Origin of the sequence: Heliomarina baculiformis, from assembly GCF_019966545.1 — a bacterium.
In the GTDB taxonomy this organism is placed as follows: domain Bacteria; phylum Pseudomonadota; class Alphaproteobacteria; order Rhodobacterales; family Rhodobacteraceae; genus Heliomarina; species Heliomarina baculiformis.
The window spans coordinates 90,489-117,070 of sequence record NZ_JAIMIC010000005.1 but is presented as its reverse complement, the minus strand read 5'-3'; the positions used below and the strand labels follow the sequence as shown (position 1 = coordinate 117,070).

The 26,582-nt window shown below is 60.8% G+C and carries 24 protein-coding genes; 10 read left to right on the top strand and 14 right to left on the bottom strand.

Annotated features, from left to right (window positions below; genetic code table 11):
- Positions 1 to 55: 55 nt before the first annotated feature.
- From MF268_RS12665 to purC, 5 genes are all read right to left on the bottom strand, one after another.
- Complete coding sequence (locus tag MF268_RS12665) at positions 56 to 1,390, bottom strand: sigma-54-dependent transcriptional regulator (protein WP_238371545.1); 1,335 nt, start codon at positions 1,388 to 1,390, stop codon at positions 56 to 58.
- Between the two features lie 87 nt (positions 1,391 to 1,477).
- The gene (locus tag MF268_RS12660; protein ID WP_238371234.1) at positions 1,478 to 3,250 is read right to left on the bottom strand and encodes a sensor histidine kinase; all 1,773 of its coding nucleotides are present in this window, start codon (positions 3,248 to 3,250) and stop codon (positions 1,478 to 1,480) included.
- 36 nt (positions 3,251 to 3,286) lie between these two features.
- Positions 3,287 to 3,955, bottom strand: a complete 669-nt coding sequence (gene purQ, locus MF268_RS12655) for a phosphoribosylformylglycinamidine synthase subunit PurQ (protein ID WP_238371233.1) — start codon at positions 3,953 to 3,955, stop codon at positions 3,287 to 3,289.
- A gap of 76 nt (positions 3,956 to 4,031) precedes the next feature.
- The gene (gene purS / locus MF268_RS12650; protein ID WP_238371232.1) at positions 4,032 to 4,262 is read right to left on the bottom strand and encodes a phosphoribosylformylglycinamidine synthase subunit PurS; all 231 of its coding nucleotides are present in this window, start codon (positions 4,260 to 4,262) and stop codon (positions 4,032 to 4,034) included.
- Between the two features lie 20 nt (positions 4,263 to 4,282).
- Positions 4,283 to 5,044: a phosphoribosylaminoimidazolesuccinocarboxamide synthase gene (purC, locus tag MF268_RS12645; protein WP_238371231.1), complete on the bottom strand. Its 762-nt coding sequence runs from the start codon at positions 5,042 to 5,044 to the stop codon at positions 4,283 to 4,285.
- Between the two features lie 165 nt (positions 5,045 to 5,209).
- Between purC and MF268_RS12640 the strand changes: the two genes are divergently transcribed.
- From MF268_RS12640 to bmt, 3 genes are all read left to right on the top strand, one after another.
- Positions 5,210 to 5,527 carry a DUF1476 domain-containing protein gene (locus MF268_RS12640; protein WP_238371230.1) on the top strand — a complete coding sequence of 106 codons (318 nt, stop codon included), beginning with the start codon at positions 5,210 to 5,212 and terminating at the stop codon, positions 5,525 to 5,527.
- Positions 5,528 to 5,644: 117 nt separating this feature from the next.
- Entirely contained in the window at positions 5,645 to 7,510 is a 1,866-nt protein-coding gene (locus MF268_RS12635) for a phosphatidylglycerol lysyltransferase domain-containing protein (protein ID WP_238371229.1), read from the top strand.
- Positions 7,511 to 7,570: 60 nt separating this feature from the next.
- A complete protein-coding gene (gene bmt, locus MF268_RS12630) occupies positions 7,571 to 8,590 on the top strand; it encodes a betaine--homocysteine S-methyltransferase (RefSeq protein WP_238371228.1) in 1,020 nt (339 codons plus the stop codon).
- 77 nt (positions 8,591 to 8,667) lie between these two features.
- Here the strand turns inward: bmt and MF268_RS12625 are convergent, their stop codons facing one another.
- Positions 8,668 to 9,585, bottom strand: a complete 918-nt coding sequence (locus tag MF268_RS12625; protein ID WP_238371227.1) for a collagen-binding domain-containing protein — start codon at positions 9,583 to 9,585, stop codon at positions 8,668 to 8,670.
- Positions 9,586 to 9,860: 275 nt separating this feature from the next.
- Between MF268_RS12625 and MF268_RS12620 the strand changes: the two genes are divergently transcribed.
- Entirely contained in the window at positions 9,861 to 11,075 is a 1,215-nt protein-coding gene (locus MF268_RS12620) for an NADP-dependent isocitrate dehydrogenase (protein ID WP_238371226.1), read from the top strand.
- 467 nt (positions 11,076 to 11,542) lie between these two features.
- On the opposite strand, the gene MF268_RS12615 is transcribed toward MF268_RS12620, so the two are convergent.
- Positions 11,543 to 12,199, bottom strand: coding sequence for a DUF998 domain-containing protein (locus tag MF268_RS12615; protein WP_238371225.1), 657 nt, complete (start codon positions 12,197 to 12,199; stop codon positions 11,543 to 11,545).
- A 199-nt stretch (positions 12,200 to 12,398) separates the two neighbouring features.
- On the opposite strand from MF268_RS12615, the gene MF268_RS12610 reads away from it, so the two are divergent.
- The 3 genes from MF268_RS12610 to typA all read left to right on the top strand — a co-directional run bounded on the left by MF268_RS12610 (position 12,399) and on the right by typA (position 15,440).
- Positions 12,399 to 13,013 carry a YitT family protein gene (locus MF268_RS12610; protein ID WP_238371544.1) on the top strand — a complete coding sequence of 205 codons (615 nt, stop codon included), beginning with the start codon at positions 12,399 to 12,401 and terminating at the stop codon, positions 13,011 to 13,013.
- Positions 13,014 to 13,225: 212 nt separating this feature from the next.
- A complete protein-coding gene (locus MF268_RS12605; protein ID WP_238371224.1) occupies positions 13,226 to 13,561 on the top strand; it encodes a DMT family transporter in 336 nt (111 codons plus the stop codon).
- Positions 13,562 to 13,622: 61 nt separating this feature from the next.
- On the top strand, positions 13,623 to 15,440 hold the full coding sequence (typA, locus tag MF268_RS12600) for a translational GTPase TypA (protein WP_238371223.1): 1,818 nt from the start codon (positions 13,623 to 13,625) through the stop codon (positions 15,438 to 15,440).
- 204 nt (positions 15,441 to 15,644) lie between these two features.
- Here the strand turns inward: typA and MF268_RS12595 are convergent, their stop codons facing one another.
- From MF268_RS12595 to recA, 4 genes are all read right to left on the bottom strand, one after another.
- On the bottom strand, positions 15,645 to 15,992 hold the full coding sequence (locus MF268_RS12595; RefSeq protein ID WP_238371222.1) for a DMT family protein: 348 nt from the start codon (positions 15,990 to 15,992) through the stop codon (positions 15,645 to 15,647).
- Between the two features lie 6 nt (positions 15,993 to 15,998).
- The gene (locus MF268_RS12590; protein ID WP_088635489.1) at positions 15,999 to 16,286 is read right to left on the bottom strand and encodes a DUF1330 domain-containing protein; all 288 of its coding nucleotides are present in this window, start codon (positions 16,284 to 16,286) and stop codon (positions 15,999 to 16,001) included.
- Between the two features lie 4 nt (positions 16,287 to 16,290).
- Complete coding sequence (alaS, locus tag MF268_RS12585; RefSeq protein ID WP_238371221.1) at positions 16,291 to 18,951, bottom strand: alanine--tRNA ligase; 2,661 nt, start codon at positions 18,949 to 18,951, stop codon at positions 16,291 to 16,293.
- Positions 18,952 to 19,135: 184 nt separating this feature from the next.
- A complete protein-coding gene (gene recA, locus MF268_RS12580) occupies positions 19,136 to 20,212 on the bottom strand; it encodes a recombinase RecA (protein WP_238371220.1) in 1,077 nt (358 codons plus the stop codon).
- Positions 20,213 to 20,404: 192 nt separating this feature from the next.
- On the opposite strand from recA, the gene MF268_RS12575 reads away from it, so the two are divergent.
- Positions 20,405 to 21,001 (top strand): gamma-glutamyl kinase, encoded by a 597-nt coding sequence (locus MF268_RS12575; protein ID WP_238371219.1) that lies wholly within the window; start codon positions 20,405 to 20,407, stop codon positions 20,999 to 21,001.
- A gap of 4 nt (positions 21,002 to 21,005) precedes the next feature.
- Here MF268_RS12575 and MF268_RS12570 read toward each other — a convergent pair whose 3' ends face one another.
- From MF268_RS12570 to MF268_RS12560, 3 genes are all read right to left on the bottom strand, one after another.
- Positions 21,006 to 23,309 (bottom strand): hybrid sensor histidine kinase/response regulator, encoded by a 2,304-nt coding sequence (locus tag MF268_RS12570; protein ID WP_238371218.1) that lies wholly within the window; start codon positions 23,307 to 23,309, stop codon positions 21,006 to 21,008.
- A gap of 115 nt (positions 23,310 to 23,424) precedes the next feature.
- Positions 23,425 to 24,591 (bottom strand): RsmB/NOP family class I SAM-dependent RNA methyltransferase, encoded by a 1,167-nt coding sequence (locus MF268_RS12565; protein ID WP_238371217.1) that lies wholly within the window; start codon positions 24,589 to 24,591, stop codon positions 23,425 to 23,427.
- Positions 24,592 to 24,893: 302 nt separating this feature from the next.
- Positions 24,894 to 25,403 carry a superoxide dismutase family protein gene (locus tag MF268_RS12560; protein ID WP_238371216.1) on the bottom strand — a complete coding sequence of 170 codons (510 nt, stop codon included), beginning with the start codon at positions 25,401 to 25,403 and terminating at the stop codon, positions 24,894 to 24,896.
- Between the two features lie 264 nt (positions 25,404 to 25,667).
- Between MF268_RS12560 and MF268_RS12555 the strand changes: the two genes are divergently transcribed.
- Positions 25,668 to 25,817 carry a hypothetical protein gene (locus MF268_RS12555; protein WP_238371215.1) on the top strand — a complete coding sequence of 50 codons (150 nt, stop codon included), beginning with the start codon at positions 25,668 to 25,670 and terminating at the stop codon, positions 25,815 to 25,817.
- A gap of 66 nt (positions 25,818 to 25,883) precedes the next feature.
- The gene (locus MF268_RS12550) at positions 25,884 to 26,567 is read left to right on the top strand and encodes an exopolysaccharide biosynthesis protein (protein ID WP_238371214.1); all 684 of its coding nucleotides are present in this window, start codon (positions 25,884 to 25,886) and stop codon (positions 26,565 to 26,567) included.
- The last annotated feature ends 15 nt before the right edge of the window (positions 26,568 to 26,582 follow it).

Below are 26,582 nucleotides of genomic sequence, written 5' to 3'. Positions count from 1 at the left end.
ACCGTGCGCCCGGCATGACCGGCGTTAACCGGCCATGCAATAGACGCAGATCATCCTAAATATAATCTGAACGCTGGAGACCGTATTTCGCCATCTTCTCGTTCAGGGTGCGGCGCGGCAGGCAGAGTTCGTCCATCACGCTGGCGATGGATCCACGGTGACGCCGCATGGTGTTATCGATCAGCATCCGCTCGAACGCCTCGACGTATTCCTTGAGCGGCTTGCCTTCGGTCGTCATCACCGGCTGCATGTCCTCGTGATCGGACATCAGAAGCGAGGCAATGGTGCCAGAGCCTCGACGCGATTGCAGAACGGCGCGTTCCGCGATGTTGATGAGCTGGCGCACGTTGCCCGGCCAAGGGGCCTGCAAGAGCTGTGCAGCCTCCTGCGCAGAGACCTGCGGCGCTTCGCAGCCGTATTCCTCGGCGAATTGCTCAGAAAGGCGGGTGAAGAGGGTCAGTATATCTTCGCCCCGTGTCCGCAGTGGCGGCAGGGTGATGCGCAGCGCGGCCAAGCGGTAAAACAGGTCCGAGCGCAGCGCGTCTTCGCAGGTGCGACCGGCTTCCTGAAGGTTCGAGATCGCGATGATGCGGGTTTCGGCGGGCGTGCCCTGTTCGTTGATGACGCTCAGCAGACGGGCCTGCATCGTATCGGTCAGCGCCTCGATATCCTCGAGCACGAGCGTCCCGCCGCGCGCCTCTTCAATCGCCGGGAGCTGGCCATCCTCGGGCAACATCGGGCCAAAGAGCCGCTTCGACAGCGCTTCTTCCTCGAAGGCGTTACAGCTCACGAGAACGAATTTCTTGCCCGCCCGGCTGCCGACTGCGTGCAGCGCGTGTGCGACCAGCGTCTTGCCGGTGCCGGTTTCGCCGTCGATCAGAACATGGCCATCTGCCTGACCGAGATCGAGAATGTCCTCTTTCAGGCGCATCATGACGGGGCTGGCACCGATCAGCTTGTTCATCAGCTGCGAGCCATCGCTCAGCTCTCGGCGCAGGGCGCGGCTGTCCATCACCAGACGGCGGGCGCCGGTGGCACGTTTCGCCAGATCCGACATCCGGTCGGGGTTGAAGGGCTTTTCAAGGAAATCAAAGGCCCCGACGCGCATCGCCTCGACCGCCATCGGCACATCGCCATGGCCGGTGATCATGATGACCGGCAGCGCGCTGTCATTGCCCATCAGCTTCTTGAGAAACTGCATGCCGTCCATGCCGGGCATCTTGATGTCCGAGATCACGATACCGGGATATTCGGGGCCCAGCACCCGCAGCGCATCCTCGGCGCTGGAAAAGGTTTCGGTGTCATATCCCGAGAGTGCCAGCCATTGGCTGATCGACTGGCGCATGTCCTGTTCATCGTCGACAATCGCAATCTTCATCGCCTGAGCCATATTCATCATCACCTTGTTCTGAGCGGGGATCGCATCAGTAGCTTAAGTTAATTTCTTCGTTACGTGTTACAACGTTTTCAGCGCGGGTTATTCGGCCGCTTCCAGATCGTCATTCAGGATCGGCAGTTGCATCTCGAAGACCGCGCCGCCTTTGCGACCGTTGCGGGCCGTGAGCCTGCCGCCGAGGTCGTTCACGATCCCCGAGGAAATGGCAAGCCCCAGCCCGACACCGTCGCCGGGCTGCTTGGTCGTGTAGAAGGGTTCGAACAGTGAATCCAGATCCTTGATCCCGTAGCCATTGTCGCGCACCGTAAGCGTCGCGGTTTCCCCTGCGGCAAGAATGATTTCGACCTCGGGGTCGTCGACGGACTTGGTGGCATCAAGCGCGTTGCGCAAGAGGTTGACCATCACCTGTTCAATGCGCATCCGGTCGCCCATCACCCTAACCGGTTGATCCGGAAGGACTCGGGTGATCTGAACTTGCCTGTGTTTGAGCTGCGGCTCCATCATCGAAAGCGAAGACGCCAGCGCATCGCCCATGTTTACCGGGGCGAGATTCTCGCCGCCCTTGCGGGCGTAGGACTTGAGCTGGCGGGTAATCGCGCCCATCCGTTCGATCAGGTCATCGATGCGCCCAAAAGAGGAAAGCGCCTCTTCGGGGCGGTTGCGTTTCAGCAGCAGACGCGCCCCGGCAAGGTAGGTTTTCATTGCCGCAAGTGGCTGGTTCAGCTCGTGACTTACGGCTGCCGACATCTCACCCAGGGCCGCCAGTTTGGAGCTTTGGGCAAGGGTCTGCTCGGTCACGGCGAGGGTCTCCTGCACCCTTTCTCGCTCGGCAATTTCCCGCTGCAGGCGCATGTTCAATGCGCGAAGCTCTGCCGATTCACGCTGAAAAAGCGCCATGCGTAACGCCGTTTTCCGGCTGAGTGCATAGAAGGCGAGCGCGAGGAGAATCGCGAATCCCATGATCTCGAGCGCGAGCACACCGTTCACACGCTCGCGGATGGAACTGTAGGTTGTGAAAGAGGTCATCCTCCAGCCCCGAAAGGGAATTCTGGATTCCGTCCGCATCACAGCCTCGCCTTGAATGTAGGCGTCGGGCGGCAAAGCAGACCAGTCCGTCGTCGCGCGCAGGGCCTTTTCGATGGCGTTCTGAGGGGTCTGGCGGCGCAGCGCGTCCTCCTCGGTCAAGCCCCGCCAGCGCGGTTCTGTCGAAAGCACGATGGTGCCGGTGCTGTCCATGACCAGCACGGCGTCGGAAATCCCGGCCCAGGCGCGTTCGAATTTCTGCAGATCGACCTCGACCACGATGGCGCCCAGCACGTCGGGGCCGTTTTCGATGCGGCGGGAATAGGTAAAGCTGTAACCGCCCGCCTCACGCGGGATCACCGAGAACACCGTCGCGTTCGAACGTACGGCATCCACGAAATATGCCTCGGTGCGATGGGTGGCGCCCAGACGGTTACGGTCGGTGGCGGCAACGGTGCGCCCGTCCCGGTCGAGCAGCATCAGCGAGGCCGCGCCGATTTCCTCTACAAAGGAGATGAGCCGCTGGGTCGACTGGCTGAAATCGTTAGAATTCAGCGCGCCGATCAGGTTCGGGTCGCGCGCCAGCAACTGCGGCACGATGGCGTTCCGGCGCAACTCACTCTGCAGGTTCCCGCTGTAGAGCGCGAGACGCAGTTCGGCCCGGTTGCGCGTGCTTTCGGTAAAGCGGTCGGTCAGGAGGTGGTTGGTGATCCAGACCGTGGTGGCGGCGACGATGAGCAGAACGAACAGGGCAACCCGCACCCGCCAGCTAATCGTGTCAGTGCGCGGAAAGATCAGGTTGCCGGAAATAGTATTCTGCGGGTTCGCCATGATGACAGGCTACGCCCCCTTGGGGCGCTGCTCAAGTCAGGCCGGAGCCAAAGCGCCGGTAAGTGCGCGGAACAACGCCGCACCGTCAGTGCCGCCATGGCCGGAATCGGCTGCCCGTTCCGGGTGCGGCATCATGCCCAGAACGCGACGGTTCTCCGAAAGGATTCCAGCGATATCGCTGATCGAGCCGTTCGGGTTGTCGGTATAGGTGAAGGCCACGCGATCCTCACCCTTGAGCCGCGCGACGGTCTCTGCGTCGGCAAAATAGTTGCCGTCATGGTGAGCAATCGGAATATTGACGGTATCGCCCGCGTTATAGCCTTCGGTGAAGGCGCTGGAGGAGGTTTCGACCTTTAGGCCGACGGTCTTGCAGATGTACTTGAGCCCGGCGTTGCGCAGCAAGGCGCCGGGCAGGACGCCGGTTTCTGTCAGAACCTGAAAACCATTGCAGATCCCCATGGCGTAACCGCCCCGATCCGCATGGGCGACAACCGCCTGACAGATCGGCGAGCGCGCCGCGATGGCCCCGCAGCGCAGGTAGTCACCAAAAGAGAAACCGCCGGGAATACCAACAATATCAACGCCTTGAGGCAAGGTGCTGTCTTTGTGCCAGACCATTGTCACATCCGCGCCGGCGGACTCGAAGGCAACGGCGAGATCTCGGTCGCAATTGCTTCCGGGGAAAACGATGACGGCAGCTTTCATGGGGTCTCTCCGCAGCGGCAGATGTTAAAGTTCTGCATTAACTTTGCCCGCCAAATTGTGGCTGGCGGGCAAAGTATCAAATCATCTCGATCTGGTAGCTTTCGATCACCGTATTCGCGAGCAACTTTTCGCACATCTCGCCAACCTGCGCCTCGGTGGCGCTGTCGTCGAGATCAAGTTCGATCACCTTGCCCTGACGCACACCCTGCACGCCGTCGAACCCCATGGAACCGAGCGCGTGGTGCACCGCCTCACCCTGAGGATCGAGGACTCCGTTTTTCAGCATCACATGTATGCGGGCTTTCATCCTGTCGTCCTTCTTTCGGCTTAGTTGATCAGGGTCGGCTTGGTCATCTGCGTGGCGTTCTGGGGCATGACACCCAGACGGCGCGCGACTTCGGAATAGGCGTCTGTAAGGTTACCCAGATCGCGGCGGAACACGTCCTTGTCGAGTTTCTGACCGGTCTCGATATCCCAGAGGCGGCAGCTGTCGGGGCTGATTTCATCCGCGACCACGAGACGCTGGAAATCGCCGTCGAAGACGCGGCCGATTTCGATCTTGAAATCGACGAGGCGGATGCCGACGCCCAGCATCAGGCCGGACATGAAATCATTGACCCGGAGCGACAGCGACAGGATATCGTCCATGTCCTGCTGGCTGGCCCAGCCAAAGGCGGCGATATGTTCCTCGGTGACAAGCGGGTCGCCCAGCTTGTCGTCCTTGTAGCAATATTCGACGATGGGACGCGGCAGCTGCGTGCCCTCTTCGATGCCCAGCCGCGTTGACAGCGAGCCGGCGGCATAGTTGCGCACGATGATTTCCAGCGGAATAATTTCACAGCTGCGGACCAGCTGTTCGCGCATGTTCAGGCGTCGGATAAAGTGAGTCGGCACGCCGATCGTGTTCAACCCGGTCATGAAAAATTCGCTGAGCCGGTTGTTCAACACGCCCTTGCCGTCGATCACGTCCTTTTTCTGGGCGTTGAACGCAGTGGCATCATCCTTGAAATACTGAACGATCGTATTGGGCTCGGGGCCTTCGTACAGAATCTTGGCCTTGCCTTCGTAGATCTTTTTGCGACGCGCCATAAACTACCTTTCGGAATCGCCCCCAAGGATGAGTCCCCGACAGCGTTTAACGCCGCTATAGTGCAAGGGCAGCATTCTCGCAAGCAGCGCGCGCGTGCTCTTGCGTCGCGAGGGCTGCGACTGCATATCAGGGATGAACAACGATTAACAGAGAGGCTTGGGGCCATGAACACTTTCAACGATCGCGAAGCGGCATTCGAAAACAAGTATGCGCATGACGAGGAAATGCTCTTTAAGGCCGTCGCGCGCCGCAACAAGCTGCTGGGCCTGTGGGCGGCCGAGCTGATGGGCAAGTCGGGCGACGAAGCCACGGAATACGCCAAGTCCGTCGTTTTGGCCGATTTCGAGGAAGCCGGACATGAGGACGTCGTGCGCAAGGTTTCCGCCGATCTGGGCGACAAGGCCGACGATGCGACGATCCGCGCCAAGATGGACGAGCTGATCGTGGTCGCAAAAGGCCAGATCATGACCGAGCTGGACTAAGCCGGTCTGCCCCGCCCGCGCGGCGGGGCAACCATAGACAATTAAGGGCGAATTGCGCGCTTCACCCTTTGGTAATGCCGGCCTGCGAGAGCTGTGCCGGATTACCGAAGGAAGGCCATGCCCGCGTTTCTTTCCCTTGCCATACGGACGGTTTCCGGGCTTGTCCGGGTTATTGTACCGATTGCCATCGCCGGAGCGTGCCTTTGGCTTGTATCGCTGCGACTGGAGGGGTTCAGTTTCGCGCTGTTCCTTCGCGAAGCGAAGACCGTGCCGCCGATCTGCTGGGCCGGGGCGCTGGCGGCCACCTACCTGAGCTTCTGGGCGCTTGGCCGCTATGATGCGCTGGCGCATCGCCATTTCGAGACCAATGTGCCAGTGGCGCGCGCGCGTTTTGCCGGATCGTCTGCCGTCGCAATCTCGCAGACGCTGGGGTTCGGGCTGTTCACAGGCACGCTGGTGCGCTGGCGGCTGATCCCGGGGCTGAGCCTTGGCGCGGCGCTGCGGATCACCAGTTTCGCTGCGGTAACTTTTCTTTTCGGTCTCGCGGCTGAGCTGAGCCTGACCGCGCTGGTCCTGCCCGGCAGCGGCATCAGTGCCTGGGTTGGCGCGCTTGGGCTTTGTGTCGTGGCCGCCGGGCTGGCGGTGGTCTTTCTGCACCCGACGCTGGATTTCGCCCGTTGGCATATCCGCCTGCCCAGCCTGCCGGCGCTTTCGGCCATCGGGTTCTGGACTGTTCTTGACACCGTGGCTGCCGCGCTTGCGCTGTTCATCCTGATGCCAGCGAGCAGCGACATTACCTTTCTCCAGCTTTTCCCGGCCTACCTCGCGGCGCTGGGGGTAGCGTTGATTTCCGGCACGCCGGGCGGTATCGGGCCTTTCGAACTTATGCTGCTGACGTTGCTGCCCACGGGTGACGCGGCGCAGGTGCTGTCAGGTATCATTGCGTTCCGGCTTGTCTATTTCGCGATGCCTGCCCTTTTTGCTGGATCTGCACTGCTGCGACGACCGCACAAGACCTTTCGCAGGCGACGGGCAGATCTGCGCCCGCCTGCGGCGCTGCCCCATGAGCGCAGCCGGTCCGAAACCGCGGTGCTACGCCAGAGCGATGGCAAGATCCTGTTCGACCGGGGCGATTCAATCGCGCTGATCGAAACCGCGCAGGTTTCGGTCGGGCTGTTCGATCCGCTCACGGGGCGTTTCGACCGGTCGCTTCAGATGCTGACCGACCGCGCCCGCGCCACCAACCGTGTCGCCTGTCTTTACAAGTGTGGCCCGCGCAGCGCGGTCAGGGCGCGCCAGTTTGGCTGGCAGGTTCAGCGCATCGCCCGCGAAGCCATCCTCTCTCCGGCGCGGTTCGATCTGAATGGCAGCGCCTGTCGGCAATTGCGGCGCAAGCTACGCCACGCGGAAAAGGCGGGCATCGACGGCGTTGAGGTAGCACATGGCCTGCCCTTTGACCTGATGGAGCGCCTCGATCTGGAATGGCAGCAAAGCCACGGGCGTCCGCAAGGGCTGACCATGGGACGGTACGATCCGGGCTATGTCTCGACCCAGCGGGTGTTTCTGGCTTGGCAGGGCGAACGCCTGGTCGGTTTCATCACCTTTCACGTCAGCGATCGGGAATGGTGTCTGGATCTCATGCGCGTCCCGCACGAAGCACCCGACGGCACCGCGCATCTACTTGTCTGCAAGGCGGTTGAGGCCGCAAGGGCGAATGGCATCCCGCGCCTGTCTCTTGCCGCCCTGCCCGATCATGCGCTCTGCCGCTGGCTTAAACCCGGATTGCGCCAGTTCAAGACCGCCTTTGCGCCCTATTGGGAACCGCTTTACCTTGCCGCGCCCGATGCAGGATCGCTGGCGCTGGCTGCGGCCGACATTGCCCGGGCGGTGCATGCGCCGGGCGAAGTGCCGATGCTCTCGGCAAGTCCGCGTGCCGAGGTGGCCGTAGACCAGAATGAATTTGCCTTGCCCCGCGCCTTGTGAGAAGGAAAAGCCAAGCGCCGGAAAACCTCCGGGACACCACGATTGCGGGAAATACGACCGATGACAGACGCTCTCTCACAAATGATGGAAACCCATGACGTGCTGTTGGCCGACGGGGCGACCGGCACCAACCTGTTCAACATGGGGCTGCAGTCGGGTGACGCGCCCGAGCTGTGGAACACGGATGAGCCCGCCAAGATCATGGCGCTCTACCAAGGGTCTGTCGATGCGGGCAGCGATCTTTTCCTGACCAACACGTTCGGCGGCACGGCCGCGCGGCTCAAGCTGCATAACGCGCAGAACCGGGTGCGTGAGCTGTCGCGCGTTGGGGCGGAACTGGGTCGCGAGGTCGCCGACAAGGCGGGCCGCAAGATTGTGGTCGCCGGATCGGTCGGTCCGACGGGCGAGATCATGGAGCCGGTCGGCCCGCTGTCTCATGCGCTCGCGGTCGAGATGTTCCACGAACAGGCCGACGGTCTGAAGGAAGGCGGCGTTGACGTGCTCTGGCTCGAGACGATTTCGGCCCCCGAAGAATACCGCGCCGCCGCCGAGGCATTCGCGCTTGTCGGCCTGCCGTGGTGCGGCACGATGAGCTTTGACACCGCTGGCCGGACGATGATGGGCATGACCTCGGAAGCGATGGCGAAGATGGTCGAAGAGATCGACCCGGCCCCGCTTGCCTATGGCGCCAATTGCGGCACCGGCGCGTCGGACCTGCTGCGCACCGTGCAGGGCTTTGCCGCGCAGAACACAGGCCGCCCGATCATTGCCAAGGGCAATGCGGGCATCCCGAAATATGTCGACGGCCATATCCATTACGATGGCACGCCAGAGCTGATGGGTGAATACGCGGTGATGGCGCGCGATTGCGGCGCCAAGATCATCGGTGGCTGCTGCGGCACCATGCCCGATCACCTGCGCCAGATGCGTGCAGCGCTGGATGAACGTCCGCGCGGCGAGATGCCGACGCTTGAGCAGATCGCGGCGGTGCTGGGCGATTTCTCATCGACCTCGGACGGGACCGGCGACGATGCGGCCCCCGAGCGCAAGGCGCGCGGCAACCGCCGTCGGCGCAGCTGATCAAGTCCAGGCGCATTGTCGAACATGAAAAAGGCGGCCCCTTACAGGCCGCCTTTTCTTTTGGGATTTGGTGACGATCAGGCGCGGCGACGCAGACGCAACGCGCCGAGACCGGCAAAACCACCCATCAGGAGCACCATCGACGCGGGCAGCGGTACTTCGGACACCGGCGGCACGTAGGTCGTGGGCTGAATGTGCATCTGGCCATGCGCAATGACGCTGTCGGCGTAAAGCGTGCCTTCGACATCGTTGTGATAGGTCACTTCGGCACCGCTGGCGAGGATCGTGCCCCACATGGACACGCCGAAATAGAGCTCGTCAAAGCCGACGAAGTTCCAGATCACGTCCTTGGAGACGTCTTTGCTGCCCCGGAAGCCCTGGGTCAGGTCGAAATCGCCGGAACCGATCACGTTGATGACGATATTGTCGGCACCGTTCAGCAACAGGTCAATGTTGCGCCCGTCCAGATCGCTCTGGCTGATGTTGTAGACCGAGGTCCCGCCGGTGGATGCTTCGTCAAAGATCGCGACATTGGTGAATGTCGTTGTGTCTACCGTTGCGTTCGTCGCAAGCTTCTTGAGATCTGTCGAGAATGCGTCGAGAATGGCCGCGTAGTTGTCGGGCATGACAGCCGGGCTGCTGGAGACGCCGCCGCCGTTCATATCCATCTGCGTCGGCGTGCCGTTGAAGCTTGCCGAACCGCCACCAAGAACGCGCGCCTTCGTGTCGCTGGTCGCGTTGCCAATGATCAGTTCGTCGTAGTCGGAAGCGATGATCCCGTCGACGCCGTCATTGTTCACTTCTGCCATATCACCGCTCAGCGTGCCACCGATCAGCGCACGGCCGTGAATGTGTAGGCCGCCCTTGTTGACGACGTCACCGGTAGTGATGACGTTGAACTGCTGAAGCAGTTCGGTTGCAGTGAGTTGCGCCGCTTGTGCCCCCACGGCAGGCGCAATGGCTATAACAGCCGATATTGCCAATTTCTTAAACATTATTTTGTCCCCTTGGATTCGAAGTCGAGCCTAACTTCGCTGGAGCTATAGTTAACACCTTACCTATCGGTAAACTAAGCTTTCTAAGAGTTACGCTACGTAAGTACCGGTTTTTTAATGACAATATTAAGCCTAGAAAGGGAATTGGATCGAACTTGGAAACGACCACCGTAAAAGCGCGTTAGTATACAGAAGTATACAATCTTTCGCACGAGACCATTCTGCGCTAGAGAGCAAGACATCCCGACTCACCCTTAACGAAAGGTCCTCCCGTCGTGACTAAGATCAAGGTAGACAACCCGGTCGTCGAACTGGACGGCGATGAAATGACCCGGATCATGTGGGACTTCATCAAGAAGAAACTGATCCTTCCCTATCTCGACATCGACCTGAAATACTACGACCTCGGCATTCAGGCACGGGACGACACCAACGACCAGATCACCATCGACAGTGCCCATGCGATCAAGAAATACGGCGTGGGCGTCAAATGCGCAACGATCACCCCTGATGAGGCCCGTGTCGAGGAATTCGGGCTTAAGGAAATGTGGCGTTCGCCCAACGGCACCATCCGCAACATCCTTGGCGGCGTAATCTTTCGCGAGCCGATCATCTGCTCGAACGTGCCGCGGCTTGTGCCGGGCTGGACCAAGCCGATTGTCGTCGGCCGTCACGCCTTTGGCGACCAATACCGCGCCACCGATTTCAAATTCCCCGGCAAGGGCAAGCTGACCATCAAGTTCGTCGGCGAAGACGGCACCGAGATCGAGAAAGAGGTGTTTGACGCGCCCGATGCCGGTGTTGTCATGGCGATGTACAACCTGGACAAGTCGATCATCGATTTTGCCCGTGCCTCGATGAATTATGGCCTGACCAAGGGCTGGCCGGTGTATCTGTCGACCAAGAACACGATCCTCAAGCAATATGACGGTCGTTTCCTTGAGTTGTTCCAGCACATCTATGAGACCGAATTCAAAGACAAGTTCGAAGAAGCCGGCATCACTTATGAGCACCGCCTGATCGACGACATGGTGGCCTGTGCGATGAAATGGAACGGCGGCTATGTCTGGGCCTGCAAGAACTACGATGGCGACGTGCAGTCCGACACCGTGGCGCAGGGCTTTGGCTCACTTGGTCTGATGACATCCGTTCTGATGACGCCCGACGGTCAGACGGTCGAAGCCGAAGCGGCGCATGGCACGGTGACCCGTCACTATCGCCAGCACCAGAAGGGTCAGGAAACCTCGACCAACTCGATCGCCTCGATCTACGCCTGGACCGGTGGGCTCAAGCACCGCGCCAAGCTGGACGAGAACGCGGCCCTTCTGAACTTTGCGGAGACGCTGGAAAAAGTCGTGGTCGCCACGGTCGAGTCCGGTTTCATGACCAAGGATCTCGCGCTGCTGGTCGGCCCCGAGCAGAAATGGCTCACCACCATGGGCTTTCTCGAAAAGGTCGACGAGAACCTGAACAAGGCGCTGGTGGGTTAAGACCAGCCTGCAGGAGCGTGGAGTGGAGGACATTCGGTCGGGCTCTTCGCTGTAAGTCATGCAGTCTGGGCTGGCTGGCTTCGAAGCAAATCGAAATGAACGGTCAACATCCGAAGCTATTTTCGGATGTTTACTGAAGTTGATGGCATGATTGAGGGATAAAGACGCACGCCTTTCGGAAACCGGAGGAAAACCGGCGCATTTCCGATGACGCCTTCAAAGTTTTTGCGTGGCGAGCGTCTGCGGGATGCGACGCACATATGCCAAGCAGAGCCGAAAAGGCGATGAGAGCCTGCGCGACCAAGCTCAAACTCCTAGCCTTCAGGTGCTCGGAGAAAAGCGCAAGAACGGCAATGGTGGCGACAAGTTATCTGGCAGAATTTAAGCAATCCAGCACTCGCGCAACGCCGATTCCAGATAACAGAATACCGCTAAAAAAGAGGTTGCGGCGGTTACCTTTGCAAGTGTCACGTCGCTTGCCGGTGCTTGGCTCGCTGGTAAAAAAGATGTGCCAAGGTGAGGACCAGAACGAGGGATACCGCTCCGAGATAGCGTTCGTAGATCCCATCGACATCCGTGGGCAGAAAGAAGAACACCGGGGCCGAAATCACCCAGACAATGCCGGTGGCGATCAGGATCGTGCGGTAGCGGGGGCTGGCCCGGGCGGCACCGCGCGCCAGTGCAAAGCAGGCGACGGCCATCGCGAGACCCAGCGCATAGACCAGATAGGTGTGGATGACCCAGCCGTCACTGTCGTTATCGCCGTATTCATTGCGTGCCCCGATCAGGAATACCAACAGGCCGAAGGTAACGAGGGCAATGATCCCCACGCTCCAGTCCCACGCGCCAAGGTGAACGTGAGCGGCCACAACAGCGAGACCGATCAAGGCCGCCGAAAATGCGTAGAGGCCAATATCGACGATGAACTCGTAGCGTCCTGCGCCAAGGTCGCTGATTGTATCGGCGATCCAGTCGTGATCGGGAACGACAAAATCCGCGATCAAGATTGAGGACGCCAAGGCCAGGCAACCAGAGACGGCAAGCCAAACTAAGGCAAGGATCAGGACCGGTTGCTCGGTGACTTCGGCGGGCATTTGGCGAGAGGTCTCAGCGGTCGGTGACATCCAAGCTCCTTGAGGCTGATACCTAAACACCCTTGAGGACGATTGGTTCATTCTTATCGAAGAAGTTTGCTCGGCATACATGGCAGCCTGCGTCACGAATGATCATTTCCTTGGCAGTGGCCGCCGCGCTAAGGGAACGCTGCGTTCCAAGTCCCTGTCCGACATGGACTTTGCCCCGAACGCCGCCTACCGCTGGAACATGGAAACCAGTTCAAGCGATCCCAGCCGGCATACGCTGGTCGAAGATGTTCAGGGTCTTGGCCTTGGCATTTTCCTCTGCAGTTTCGGCGTACATATCCTGACGACGGCGGGGCTTTTGACCGGGCAGACGGCGGGGCTTGCGGTGATCATCGCTTATCTCAGCGGATTCTCCTTTGGCGCGGTGTTCTTCGTGATCAACCTGCCGTTTTACCTGCTGGCCTATCGCAGGCTGGGTCTGGAATTTACCATCAAGTCGTTGATTTCCGTAACCTTGATGTCGGTGCTGACCGAGGTCATCCCTTTTGGCATCACCATTTCCAGTCTCGATCCCGCGCTGGCCGCGGTGACATTCGGCAGCATGGTGGGGCTGGGGCTGCTGGCGCTGTTCCGTCACAAGGGGTCTATGGGGGGGCTGGGCGTGGTAGCCCTGCTGGTGCAGGACACGACCGGGTTCAAGGCGGGCTATGTTCAATTGATTACCGACGCGGTGATTTTTGGCGTCGCCTTCTTCCTGTTCCCGCTGGAGGTGGTGCTTTATTCGCTGCTGGGGGCCGTGGTTCTGAACCTCGTGATCACCTTTAATCACCGGCGCGACCGTTACATCGCGACCTGATGGCAGTTTCTTGCACTCTACCGCCCTTATTTTGCATCAGTTCGGTTGCGGGCACCGCGTTTTACCAAAGAGCAGGCTCTCGCCTGCAAAGCGATGCTCGAAACCCTGTGCTGTTGCAGGTCTTTACCCCCCGTCATTTTCCCGTGTAGAGACGAGGCAGGCTGCCCTGACGCTGCCGAAAACATCCTCCCTGCCCTATTCCGAGGTCGCCCATGCCGCTGCACTACGTCTATCTCATCATGGCCGTTCTCGCGGAAACGGTCGGGACCTCGGCCTTGCAGGCGAGCCAGCAATTCACACGGTTCTGGCCGTCGCTGATTGTTGTCATCAGCTATGCGATTTCCTTCTTTCTGCTCTCGATGACGCTGCGGGTCATGCCGGTGGGAGTGGTCTACGCGATCTGGTCGGGGCTGGGCATTCTGTTCATCGCGATCATCGGCTGGGTGCTGTTTCGACAGTCGCTTGATCTGCCTGCGGTGATTGGGTTGTGCATGATCATTGGCGGTATTTGCATTATCCAGCTGTTTTCCTCATCAACCACGCATTAGGGCCTAGCCTTCTGCGGTGCGGCGCGGTATGGCGCGCCAACTCCGAAAAAAGGTATAACTCATGGACCTGCGCAATATTGCGATCATCGCCCACGTCGACCATGGCAAGACGACGCTGGTGGATGAGCTTCTGAAACAATCCGGTACCTACCGGGAAAACCAGGCGACGACCGAACGGGCGATGGACAGTAATGACCTCGAACGCGAACGGGGCATCACCATCCTTGCCAAGGCGACCTCGGTCGAATGGAAGGGCACGCGGATCAATATCGTCGACACCCCCGGCCACGCCGATTTCGGCGGCGAGGTCGAGCGTATCCTGTCGATGGTCGATGGCGTGGTGCTGCTGGTGGACGCGGCCGAAGGCCCGATGCCGCAGACCAAGTTCGTGACCTCCAAGGCGCTGGCGCTGGGGCTGAAGCCCATCGTGGTGCTGAACAAGGTCGACAAGCCCGATGCCGAGCCTGACCGCGCGCTGGACGAATGTTTCGATCTTTTCGCAAACCTTGGCGCCGATGACGAGCAGCTCGACTTTCCGGCGATGTATGCCTCGGGCCGGTCCGGTTGGGCCGATATGGAGCTGGACGGGCCGCGCAAGGATCTCTCGGCGCTGTTCGACCTGATCGTGAGCCACGTGGAACCGCCGAAGCAGATCGCCAAGAAAGACGAACCCTTCCGCATGCTCGCAGTGACGCTAGGCAGCGACCCCTTCCTTGGTCGCATACTGACGGGCCGTGTCGAATCCGGCACGCTGAAAACCGGCGAAACCGTCAAGGCGCTGTCGCGGGATGGCACCCAGATCGAGAGCTTCCGCGCGACCAAGATCATGGCCTTCCGCGGTCTCAGCCAACAGCCCATCGATGTGGCCGAAGCCGGCGATATCGTGAGCCTTGCGGGGATGGCGAAGGCTACCGTGGCCGATACGATCTGCGCGCCGCAGGTGGACGAAGCGATTCCGGCCCAGCCGATCGATCCGCCGACCATCACCGTCACCTTTGGCATCAACGACAGCCCGCTGGCGGGCCGCGATGGCAAAAAGGTGCAGTCGCGCGTGATCCGTGACCGTCTGATGAAAGAGGCCGAATCCAACGTGGCGATCCACATCTCGGACACGCCAGGCGGCGAAGCCTTTGAAGTGGCCGGTCGTGGCGAACTCCAGATGGGTGTTCTGATCGAGAACATGCGCCGCGAAGGGTTCGAGCTGTCGATCTCGCGTCCGCAGGTTCTGTTTCAGGAACAGGACGGCCAGCGGCTTGAGCCGATCGAAGAAGTCACCATCGACGTGGATGACGAATATTCCGGCGCGGTGATCGAAAAGATCACCGGCACCCGCAAGGGCGAGCTGGTCGAGATGAAACCCGCCGGTGCGGGCAAGACCCGGATCATCGCCCATGTGCCTTCGCGCGGGCTGATCGGCTATCACGGTGAATTCCTGACCGACACGCGCGGCACCGGGGTTCTGAACCGGGTGTTCCACACCTGGGCGCCGCACAAGGGTCCGATCCCGGGACGGCGCGCGGGCGTGCTGATCTCGATGGAGAACGGCCAGTCGGTCGCCTATGCGCTCTGGAACCTCGAAGAGCGCGGCAAGATGTTCATCGGCGCGCAGGCGGATGTCTACACCGGCATGATCATCGGCGAGCATTCCCGCGACAACGATCTGGAAGTGAACCCGCTCAAGGGCAAGAAGCTGACCAACGTGCGTGCTTCGGGCACGGACGAGGCAGTGCGCCTGACCACGCCGGTCACGCTGTCGCTGGAAGAGGCGATTGCCTATATCGACGACGACGAGCTGGTGGAAGTGACGCCGAATTCGATCCGGCTGCGCAAGCGTTTCCTTGATCCGCATGAGCGCAAGCGGGCCGCCAAGAGCGCCTGATCGCTTTGAGTGGATCTGAATTTGCGGCGTCCCTTTTGGGGCGCCGTTTTTTATTGCCCCTTCGGGACTGTTAATAATTTCGGCCCTCCGGGCCGGGCCTCCGGCGGGGATATTTTGAGACCCAAAGAAGCAGGGGATTGGCTTTGGGGTAAGGCGGGGTTTTGACGGGAGGTTGAGAGGCACGCCGAGGAGGCTGTTCGACGTTCAGAACGGTCCGCGGAAGATGAACCATGCGCCAAGCGCGATGAAACTGAACCCGACAGCGTGGTTGAGGGTCAGCGGTTCCTCGAGGATAAGCACGGAAAAGCCTGCAAAGACGATGAGGGTGATTACCTCTTGCAGGGTTTTGAGCTGGGCGGCGGAATAGACCGCGTGGCCGATCCGGTTGGCGGGTACCGCGAGACAATATTCGACAAAGGCAATGCCCCAGCTGACAAGGATGACCAGCCAGAGCGCCTTGGTCGGATATTTCAGATGCCCGTACCAGGCCACTGTCATAAAGACATTGGAGGCGAAGAGCATGAAAACAGGCGCGAGATGCGCCGTGCTCATGCAAGGTTACTCGCTGGTTTCGACGACCAGCAGCTCTCGCTCCGAGGCGCCTTTGGCGTGGCTCAGCGCCTCCTGGTATTCGGGCGAGTTGTAGCAATCGACGGCGGCCTCGACGCTGGGGAAACGGGCGACCACGTTGCGGGGGCGATCCTTGCCTTCGAGCTGGACGTATTTGCCGCCGCGCGCGATGAAGCTGCCGCCATGCGCCGCGATCGCCGGGCCGGCCAGTTTCGCATATTTGCCATAGGCCTCTTCGTCGGTGACGGTGACATGGGCAATCCAGAGTGCGGGCATTGTCTTATCCTTCCAGAACGGTTTCTGCGGCCTTGATCGCGGCCTCGGCATTGTTGGCGCTGGCGCCACCGCCCTGCGCCATGTCGGGACGACCACCGCCGCCCTTGCCGCCCAATTCAGCCACGGCGGCGCGGACCAGATCGACGGCCGAGACCTTGCCGGTCAGATCGTCCGTCACCCCGGCGGCGACGGCGGCCTTGCCACCGGTATCGGCGATCAGCAGGACAACGCCCGAGCCGATGCGGGTCTTGTGTTCGTCGATCAGCGCCGGGAGATCCTTGCCGGAAATGCCCGAAAGCACCTGCCCGTGGAAATTGGTGCCGTTGATCTGACGGACTTCGGTTGTTTCGCCCTGTCCCGGACCGCCAGCCATCGCCAGTTCGCGGCGCAGCTGCGCGACCTCGTTGGCAAGCGCCTTGCGCTCGTCGAGCAGCGCCTTGACGCGGGCGGGCGCATCGGCTGGCTGGCTTTTCAGAGCGAGCGCGACCTCGTTCAGGCGCATGTCCTGTCCGCGCAGGTAGTCCATTGCGGGCTGACCGGTCAGCGCCTCGATCCGGCGCACCCCGGCGCTGGAGGCGCTGTCCCCGAGCAGCACGAAGGCCCCGATATCGCCGGTGCTGTTCACATGGGTGCCGCCACAAAGCTCGATCGAATAGGTATTGCCGTTGGCCCCTTTGCCGGTATCGGCCATGCCCATCGACACGACGCGGACCTCGTCGCCGTATTTCTCGCCGAACAGCGCCTGCGCGCCGATGGCGCGGGCGTCGTCGGGCGTCATGATACGGGTCACCACTGGCGCGTTCTGCCGGATGAACCGGTTCACGTCCTGTTCGACCTGCGTGATTTCTTCGGGGCTTAACGCCTTGGCATGGCTGAAGTCGAACCGCAGGCGATCCTCGGCATTTAGCGAGCCGCGCTGGGCCACGTGGGGCCCGAGCGCTTCGCGCAGCGCTTCGTGCAGCAGGTGCGTGGCCGAGTGATTGGCGCGGATCGCGGTGCGGCGGGTGTGATCGACCTCGAGCATGGCGGCCTGCGCCTTTGAGATCTCACCCTCGACCACTTTCGCGAAATGGATGAAGACACCGGCCGATTTGCGGGTATCGGTCACTTCGGCAACACCGGTTTCGGTGCGGATCACACCCGTATCGCCAACCTGACCACCGGATTCCGCGTAGAACGGCGTCTGGTTCAGGGCAATCTGCACGTCGGTTCCCTTGGCGGCGTTGTCGGTCAGCGCGCCATCCACCACCAGCGCGGCGATCTGGCCCTCGGCGGTTTCCGTGTCATAGCCGAGGAAATCGGTCGCACCCTGTTCATCGGCCACGTCGAACCAGACCGCCAGGTCGGCAGCCTCGCCAGTGCCGGACCATGCGGCGCGGGCCTGCGCCTTTTGCGCGGCCATCGCGGTGTCGAACCCTTCGGTATCGACCGAGAGGTTCTTTTCGCGCAGCGCGTCCTGCGTCAGGTCGAGCGGGAAGCCATAGGTGTCATAGAGCTTGAACGCGGCCTCGCCGGGCAGCGCGTCGCCTTCGCCCAGACCGCTGATTTCATCGTCAAGCAGTTTCAGACCGCGTTCCAGCGTCTGCTTGAACCGGGTCTCTTCGAGTTTCAACGTTTCCTCGATCAGCGGCTGGGCGCGGCCAAGTTCGGGATAGGCGGCGCCCATCTGGTGCACCAGCGCAGGCACCAGACGGTGCATCAGCGGATCCTTGGCGCCCAGCAGATGCGCATGGCGCATGGCGCGGCGCATGATCCGGCGCAGCACATAGCCGCGTCCGTCGTTGCTTGGCATGACGCCATCGGCCAGCAGGAAAGAAGTCGAGCGCAAGTGGTCGGCGATGACCCGGTGATGGGTGGCGCCGGGGCCGTCCGGGTCGGTGCTGGTCGCGTTGGCGCTCGCCTCGATCAGGTAGCGCATCAGGTCGGTGGCGTAGTTGTCATTGGTGCCCTGCAAAAGCGCCGCGACCCGTTCGATGCCCATGCCGGTGTCGATGCTCTGCGCTTCGAGTTCGCGGCGGGTGCCATCCTCGAACTGCTCGTATTGCATGAAAACGAGGTTCCAGATTTCAACGAAACGGTCGCCGTCTTCCTCAGGTGAGCCCGGCGGGCCACCCCAGATGTGGTCGCCGTGGTCGTAGAAGATTTCCGAACAGGGACCGCAGGGGCCGGTCGGACCCATCATCCAGAAATTGTCGTTGGTGGCGATGCGGATGATGCGCTCATCCGGCAGGCCCGCGACTTTCTTCCAGAGATCAGCCGCCTCGTCATCGGTGTGATAGACAGTGACCAGCAGTTTGTCCTTGTCGATACCCAGTTCCTTGGTCACCATTTCCCAGGCAAAGGGGATCGCCTGTTCCTTGAAATAGTCGCCAAAGGAGAAATTCCCCATCATCTCGAAAAAGGTGTGGTGACGCGCGGTATAGCCGACATTGTCGAGATCGTTGTGCTTGCCGCCAGCGCGGACGCATTTCTGCGCCGTGGTCGCGCGGGTATAGTCGCGGGTTTCGACCCCGGTGAACAGGTTCTTGAACTGCACCATGCCCGAGTTCGCAAACATCAGCGTAGGGTCGTTGCGCGGTACCAGCGGGCTGCTCTCGACGACCTCATGGCCGTTCTTGGCGAAGTAGCTTAAAAAGGAGGATCGGATATCGTTCAGCGTGCGCATATGGATCGGGCCTTTGGTCGGGTTTGCGACGGTTTAGCCGCCCCTTTCCCCACTGTCCACAGGGCGCGCGCCCTGAACGAAACAGGGCAGGCCCGATGACCTGCCCCGTTCCGGATATTCTCGGCTCCCCTACGGCAGGAACCGGGGGCTTTCCGCAGTGCCCGTCTGCACCCTTGTGTCGGGGTCAGGCTTCGAGGATGTCCTCGTCCCCGCCGCCGTCTTCGCGCCCCTTCATGTCGAATTCCAGACCGTGCGAGGCACGGACCTTATCCTCGATATCGAGTGCGATCTGGGGATTGTCGCGCAGGAACTGCTTGGCGTTCTCACGCCCCTGCCCGATCCGTTCATCGCCATAGCTGAACCAGGCACCGGATTTGTTGACCACGCCCGCGATCACGCCAAGATCAAGCAGCTCACCCATTTTGGAGATGCCTTCGCCGTAGATGATGTCGAATTCCACCTGCTTGAACGGCGGGGCGACCTTGTTCTTGACGATCTTGACGCGGGTGGCGTTGCCGATCACCTCGTCGCGGTCTTTGACGGTGCCGATGCGGCGGATGTCGAGACGCACGGAGGAATAGAATTTCAGCGCGTTGCCGCCGGTCGTGGTTTCGGGCGAGCCGAACATGACGCCGATTTTCATCCGGATCTGGTTGATGAAGATCACCATGCAGTTCGAACGGCTGATCGAACCGGTCAGCTTGCGCATCGCCTGGCTCATCAGGCGGGCCTGCACGCCGACGCTCGAATCGCCCATATCGCCTTCGAGTTCCGACTTCGGGGTCAGCGCGGCAACCGAATCGACGATCACCATGTTGACCGCGCCCGAGCGCACCAGCGTATCAGTGATTTCAAGCGCCTGTTCGCCGGTATCGGGCTGCGAAATAAGCAGCTCGTCGATATCGACACCCAGCTTGCGGGCATATTGCGGGTCGAGCGCGTGTTCCGCATCGACAAAGGCACAGATCCCGCCGCGTTTCTGCTGTTCGGCGACGCAATGCAGGGTCAGCGTGGTTTTACCCGAACTTTCAGGGCCGTAGATCTCGATGATCCGACCCATGGGCAGCCCGCCGATCCCCAGCGCGATATCAAGGCCGAGCGAGCCGGTCGAGCTGGCCTCGATTTCCTGCACCGCACCCTCGGCGCCGAGCTTCATGATCGATCCCTTGCCGAACTGACGTTCGATCTGTGCCAAAGCGCTGTCGAGTGCCTTTTGCTTGTCTGCGCTCTTCTTGTTGTCCATTGATAAAAGGTCCGCCATTTCCTGTTCCCTTATCTTATTGTCACACCCTGTCCCGGGCGGCAATCGCTGCTTTGTTCACCTCTTGTTCCAATTAGGACCAAAACAGGAACATTGCAAATAAAATTTTCTAATCCCTTTTTTGGGCGAGGAAGGTTAAAGAGTTGTTTACTGCGGAAAAGACCCGGCGGGATTAAAGGGAAATATTGGTAAATGCTTGTTTTCGTAAAAGAAAGACTGGCCTTTTTAGCGGTCCCAAAGACGGGCACAACCGCCTATCACGCGGCGCTGGCGCCAAGGGCCGACATGGTCGTTTCCAACCCGCCCGAGCTGAAACACGCGCCGCTTTACCGCTATAACCGGTTTTTTCGCCCCATGTTCGAAAAAACATGCAACGCAGAACTGGAAACGCTGGCGGTGATGCGCGAACCGATCAGCTGGCTTGGCAGCTGGTACCGCTATCGCCAGCGCCCCTATCTTGATGGTAAACCGGCTTCGACCCGCGACATCAGCTTTGACGAATTCGTCGAGGCCTATATGCGCGGCGTCAAACCTCCTTTCGCCAATGTCGGCAGCCAGGCCCGGTTCCTTGCGCCAAGGCCAAACGGCACGTCGATCACGCATCTTTTCCGTTACGAGGATCCGGCCCCTTTAAACCTGTTTCTGACCGAGAGGCTGAAAATGGATCTCGAGTTGCACCAGCACAATATCTCGCCCCGCGCCGAACTGCCGCTTTCCCCCAAGGTGGAACAGAAGTTTCGGCGCAAATTCGCTGCCGAATTCGAACTTTACGAGAGCATCGGGGCCTGAGCTGTCAACTTAGCTGCTGATGCACCGTGTCTGTCAGCTGACTGAGAGAGAAGGGTTTCGGCAAAAACACCGAGTTGGGCACCGCCGGGCGGGAATCGTCAAAGGCGGCTTCGGCATAGCCCGAGACAAAGATCACCCGCACGTCTGGACGGGATTTGAGCGCCTCGCGTACCCAGGTCGGGCCATCCATGCCGGGCATCACCACGTCTGTCACGAAGATATCAACCAAGAGGTCCGGGTCCTCGAGGGTGCGCAAGGCATCCTCGGCGCAATCGGCTTCGAGCACGGTATAGCCGCGCAGCCGCAGCGCGCGCGAGGCAAAGGCACGCACCGGCGCTTCGTCCTCGACCAGCAGCACCACGCCATCGCCATGCTGTGGGACGCTCGGCTTGACGGGCTGGGGCGTGGCGGTCGCCGCGCCCTCGGCCAGTTCGTAGACCGGGAAATACAGTGTGAACACGCTGCCCTCGCCGACAACACTGTCGACAAAGATGAATCCGCCGGTCTGCTTGACGATGCCGTAAACGGTTGAAAGCCCAAGCCCCGTCCCCTCGCCCGTATGCTTGGTGGTATAAAAGGGCTCGAAAACCTTGGGCAGCTTGTCCGCAGAAATGCCGCAACCTTCGTCAATCACCTTTACCGTTACGTATTCACCCACGGGCACCGTGGCACGGTCACGGGTTATCGGCGAGGTCACTACGGCAACCTCGGTTTCGATCCGGATCTCGCCCCCGTCGGGCATGGCGTCGCGCGCATTCACAACAAGGTTCATCAGCACCTGTTCAAGCTGGCGCTTGTCGGCCCGGATCGAATGCAGAACGGTGTCATGTGACAGGGTCAGCGTGACCTTTTCCCCCACCAGCCGGTTCAGCAGATGGGTCAGGTCAGAGAGCGTGTCCCGCAGGTCGAGCACTTCGGGCCGAAGCGTCTGCTTGCGCGAAAAGGCGAGAAGCTGGCTGACCAACGCCGCCGCCCGATTGGCATTCTGGTTGATCTGGACGAGGTCACCGTAATCCTGATCTCCCTGATCGTGGCGCAGCAACAAAAGATCGCAATGGCCTGAGATCGCGGTCAGCAGATTGTTGAAATCATGCGCCACGCCCCCGGCAAGCTGCCCGATCGCCTGCATCTTCTGGCTTTGTACGAACTGCGCCTCGAGCGTCTTTAGCTCGGTTGCGTCATTCAGGACCGCGATCAGCAGCTTTTCCCCGTTTTCGCAGACCCGGCTCAGCGAGACCTGCACGAAAATCTCCCTGTCCTCGCGTTTCAGCCGCAAGAATTCCGAGGCCTGCGCCGACTTCCCGCTGATCGTTTCACGCAGCCAGTCCGAGATCGGGCGTCCCAGCCCCTCCATCACGTGGGACAGCGTGACATCCTTGCCCAGATCCATGCCGATCAGGCTGGCCGCTAAACGGTTGGCGACAAGGATTTCGCCGTTCTCCGCCATTTTGATCATCGGCACCGGCAGGGTTTCGAAGACCGACACCGGACCGGCCGCCGCATCCTCGGGAACCGGCATGAAATAAAGATCGCGGCGCCCGGCCATCCCGGTTGCCTCGCTGACCACAACGCTGATCTCTCCGTCCGGCGTTGTAATCCTGTTGACCTCACCGGGGTGTACCGGAAGGCTCGCGAACAGGCCGTCGATGGTTTTGACCCGCTCGCCACAGATCTCGCGTGCGGTGTCGTTCATGAACAGTACAGTGCCGGAACTCGCGACGGTAATCATCGCGAGTGGCAGATTTTCCACGCGACTGTCGTCAACCGCAGCTACAGGCAGGTCCTCCACCCGCCAAAGGTACCGGTCCGGCGCAACCCAATGGACCATCAGACGAAGGCGACCGTCGCGCGTCGAGATTTCCTCCATAGCCGCACCGTCCAGCCTGGCCTGGCATTGCAGCCGGTAGAGGGCTGCCGAAGGATTGGCAAAATATCCGCGAAATAGCGCGTCGAGCGTCATGTCCGCGTCGCGCCCGACCATCTCATGCGCCGCCTTGTTGCGCAGCAAGACAGCCCCGTCCTCATCGGTGAAAAATCCCGGCGCCGGGTCGTTTTCGATCAGACGGAAAACATCGGCTTCAACTGATGCATGGGACGACCGCTGCCCGAGATCGACAATCGTCATACTGATGGCGACCAGCACAAGCGTCAGCGCCGACACCACCATCAACCGCGCCGCCAGTTCGGAAAACCCGGTGAACCACGCGCCGCTGACCAGCAGGAGCGCGAGACCAAGCACCACCGCAACACGAAGATTCCTGCCTCGATAGCGCAGGAAAGCACGGCGGGAGGCTTGGCGTGTGTACACGAACGATCGCTCCGGCAAACAGAAGACGCCCCACAGTTGGCTACAATAGTTAACCCAAGATTAACCCCTTGAAGCTGTTATTTGCAAACGCCGGGAGTCCCCCAAGGCAACTGCCTCAGTCGCGGGTGAGATGCGCCGAAAAGAACCCGTCTGTTCCCCCCGTCACCGGCCATGATTTTTGGAACGTACAATGCCAGCCGGAGTTGCGGAACAGAAAGGCCTCGATCTGCGCCTCATTCTCCACCGAGAGCAGCGAACAGGTGGCATAGGCCACAATTCCCCCCGGCGCGACTAACGGCATCACATCGTCCAATATGCCCGCCTGAACCGCGCGCAATTCCTCAAGCCGCTCTGGCGTCAGCCTCCATTTCCCGTCCGGTGCGCGCCGCCAAGCCCCGCTGCCCGAACAGGGCACGTCACACAAAACGACGTCAAAGGGCCCGCTTTGGGCGACGTCATCACCCGACAGGATCTCCACCGATGCCCCGGCCCGTGCGGCCCGCTCGTCAAGGTCGCGCAACCGTTCCGGCGCGGCGTCATGGGCAAACACCTCGACCCCCGGCTGCGCCGCCAGCGCAAGGCTCTTGCCGCCGCCTCCGGCACAATAGTCCAGCACCCGCATCCCCGCATCAAGCGGCAGTGCCATGACAACCGCCTGCGAGGCCGCATCCTGCAACTCCACAAGCCCGGTGAGATAGGCTTCCGACTGGCGCAGCTTCCGGGCACCGTCGCGAATTTCCAACGCATGAGGGCTGCCCGCATGCGGGCAGGTTTCGATCCCATCGTTACGAAGAGCCTCCATCGCTGCCTCCGGCGTGCTGCGGGCGGCGTTCACCCGCAGATGCACCGGCGCCCGATGACGCAGGGCCGCTGCGCTCGCCTTGGCTTCATCACCAAGTGCAGCGACAAACAGGGGCCAGATCCAGTCGGGAACATCGCCCTCCTCGGCCCCGGGATCAGGGTCCCGTCCCGCGTCCAGTTCCGCATCGGTCAGGCTGGCGGGTCCGTACCCATCCCCAGTAAACATCGTCTCCGGTGCGATCCCGGCAGATCTAAGAGCCCCAAGCATCAAGCCGCGCCCGGTTTCTGCCCCGCCAAGCGCCGCAAAAGACCGGCGGCAGCGCAGCGCGTCAAAAACATGATCCCGAACCGCGGCCCGATCCTTCGACCCGGCAAACCGGGATCGGCGCGCCCATCCGGTAAGAACCTGCTCGGCCGCCTGTCCCGCAAGGATCAGGTCGAGACATTCAATCGCCGCCTGTACCCGAGCCGCCGGGGTCACTCTCTCCGCCTCCGGCACGTTTTCAGTGCTACTTGAAGAAATTCAAAACGCTCGCCCATCCGGTACCTTTCCCGAAGATCCCCGCCACATCAGGGGCCGGGTCTATACCCGCAAGCCAGATGAGAAAAGCCACATTGTCCCATCAAAACCACCACGCACCGCTACCAAATTCTTTGGGTCAAAAAATATTTCGGGGGTGAATTGGCCCTCAAGGGCCAAGAGGGGGCTGGCCCCCTCTTTCACTTGCAAGCCTGAGGAACGTCTGTAAAAAAAACGAACGTTCCCGGGCCGGCGGAAGCAGATTACTCGCCGCGATGCTCGAAGACACCACAGGCAATCCGGTCACCCGCGTCGCCCGATGGCTGCGATGTGTAATCATCCGTGCCTGCGTGGATCACGAATGCAGAACCATCATCGTCCAGCAGATAGGTTTCGACGTCGAACTCTGGCAGGAAATGCTCGACCATACCGCTGCCGTCAGCCGAGACATGCAGGTTCGGCAGGTCACCCGGATGCGGTCCCGCGGCGCTGTCGATGCCATGATCCGCATCGCTCGCAATATGCCCCCCGGCAGAGGAGAAGTCATCGGAGGAGCAATCGCCTGTTTCATGCAGGTGAACGGCCACGGTGCCCTCCGGCAGACCGGTAAGTTCAAGAACTGCATGCGCCATGCCCGATTCCGTGTCGGTGACTGTGACTGTTCCGTGCGATTGGCCGTCGGCTCCCGTGACTTCGGCCACGACCTCGGCGGCCTGCGCCGCGCTGCCCATCATCCCAACCGCGATAACTGAAACGAAAATCGATTTCATCATGTCTCCTTCCCGGGTCCTCCCGGCATAAGCATTCAAATCCCCGCCGGTCCCGGCCGGGCCGCCGCGCCATGCTCCGCACAAAGACAGGCACTGGCGGCATCAGCGGCCAAGGGCCGGCAGGTCAAGCCCAACGCCGCGGGCCGCAACCTGTTCCGCTCTTGTCCGGAGATCCGCGGTTTCTTGCCGGGAACGAAATTCAAAGCAAGGACGTTGAAAAGATACAGACGCTTTCAACTTTCACCTTGCCGAACAGGAGACACGCAAATGCCCGCCTCTTCTTCCAACCGCACAGTTGACCACGGCGCGGCCCGAACGACCCGGGTCCGTTCAATCAAATTCAACGATCTTTACCTGCACACCAGCATCTGGATTGTCATCGCCACGGCAATGGTGTCCGCGAACTGGACCTTCTGAGACTTTGCCCCGATGGCTTTTCCGTTCTGACCACACCGAACGGGATTTACAAAAGGAGTGACCGACTTGCTGTCCACCAAGGCCGGACCTTCCTCGCCCTCTCTGTCGAAAGCTCGCCCCAACAGATGGCGGGGGTGGCGTCGTAAGCGTCGCAGCCGCGGCCCCGAGGCCATGCCGGAACTCGTGGACCGTCTCTACGACCTCGCAGACGGACGCGACTGCGTGAGCATCGAAACGCTAGTTCGGACAATCGGCGCACAGGGACACGCGCCGCTGCTGCTTATCGCCGGGCTTTTCATGATCCTTCCCATCGGCATGATCCCGGGAGTAGGCGGTGCGCTTGGTTTGATTGTCGCCATCATCGGGTTGCAGATGCTGCTGGACCGCAACGGTGTCACCATTCCCCGCTTTTTTGGCAAGCGAGAAATCTCTGCGGATCGTATCACCAATCTCGCAGAGCGCATTCGCCCCGTCTTTGAATGGCTACGCCGTCGCCTGAAAGTCCGAATGGAGTACCTTTCAACGGGCAAAATCTCACTCTCGATCATCGCCGTCATCCTGATCGTCACCGGCGGGTCACTGCTCGTTCTGGGCGCAATCCCGGTGGTTGTCCCGATGATGGGTCTGCCGATCATCCTTTTTGCCTTCGGCCTGTTCGCCCGTGATGGGGCCGTGGTTGCCGCAGGGTATGTGCTGATCCTGATCGCCTGTGTGACGATCTTCCTGCTGCACCGCAATCTCGCAGGATGAGCCACTCGACATCAG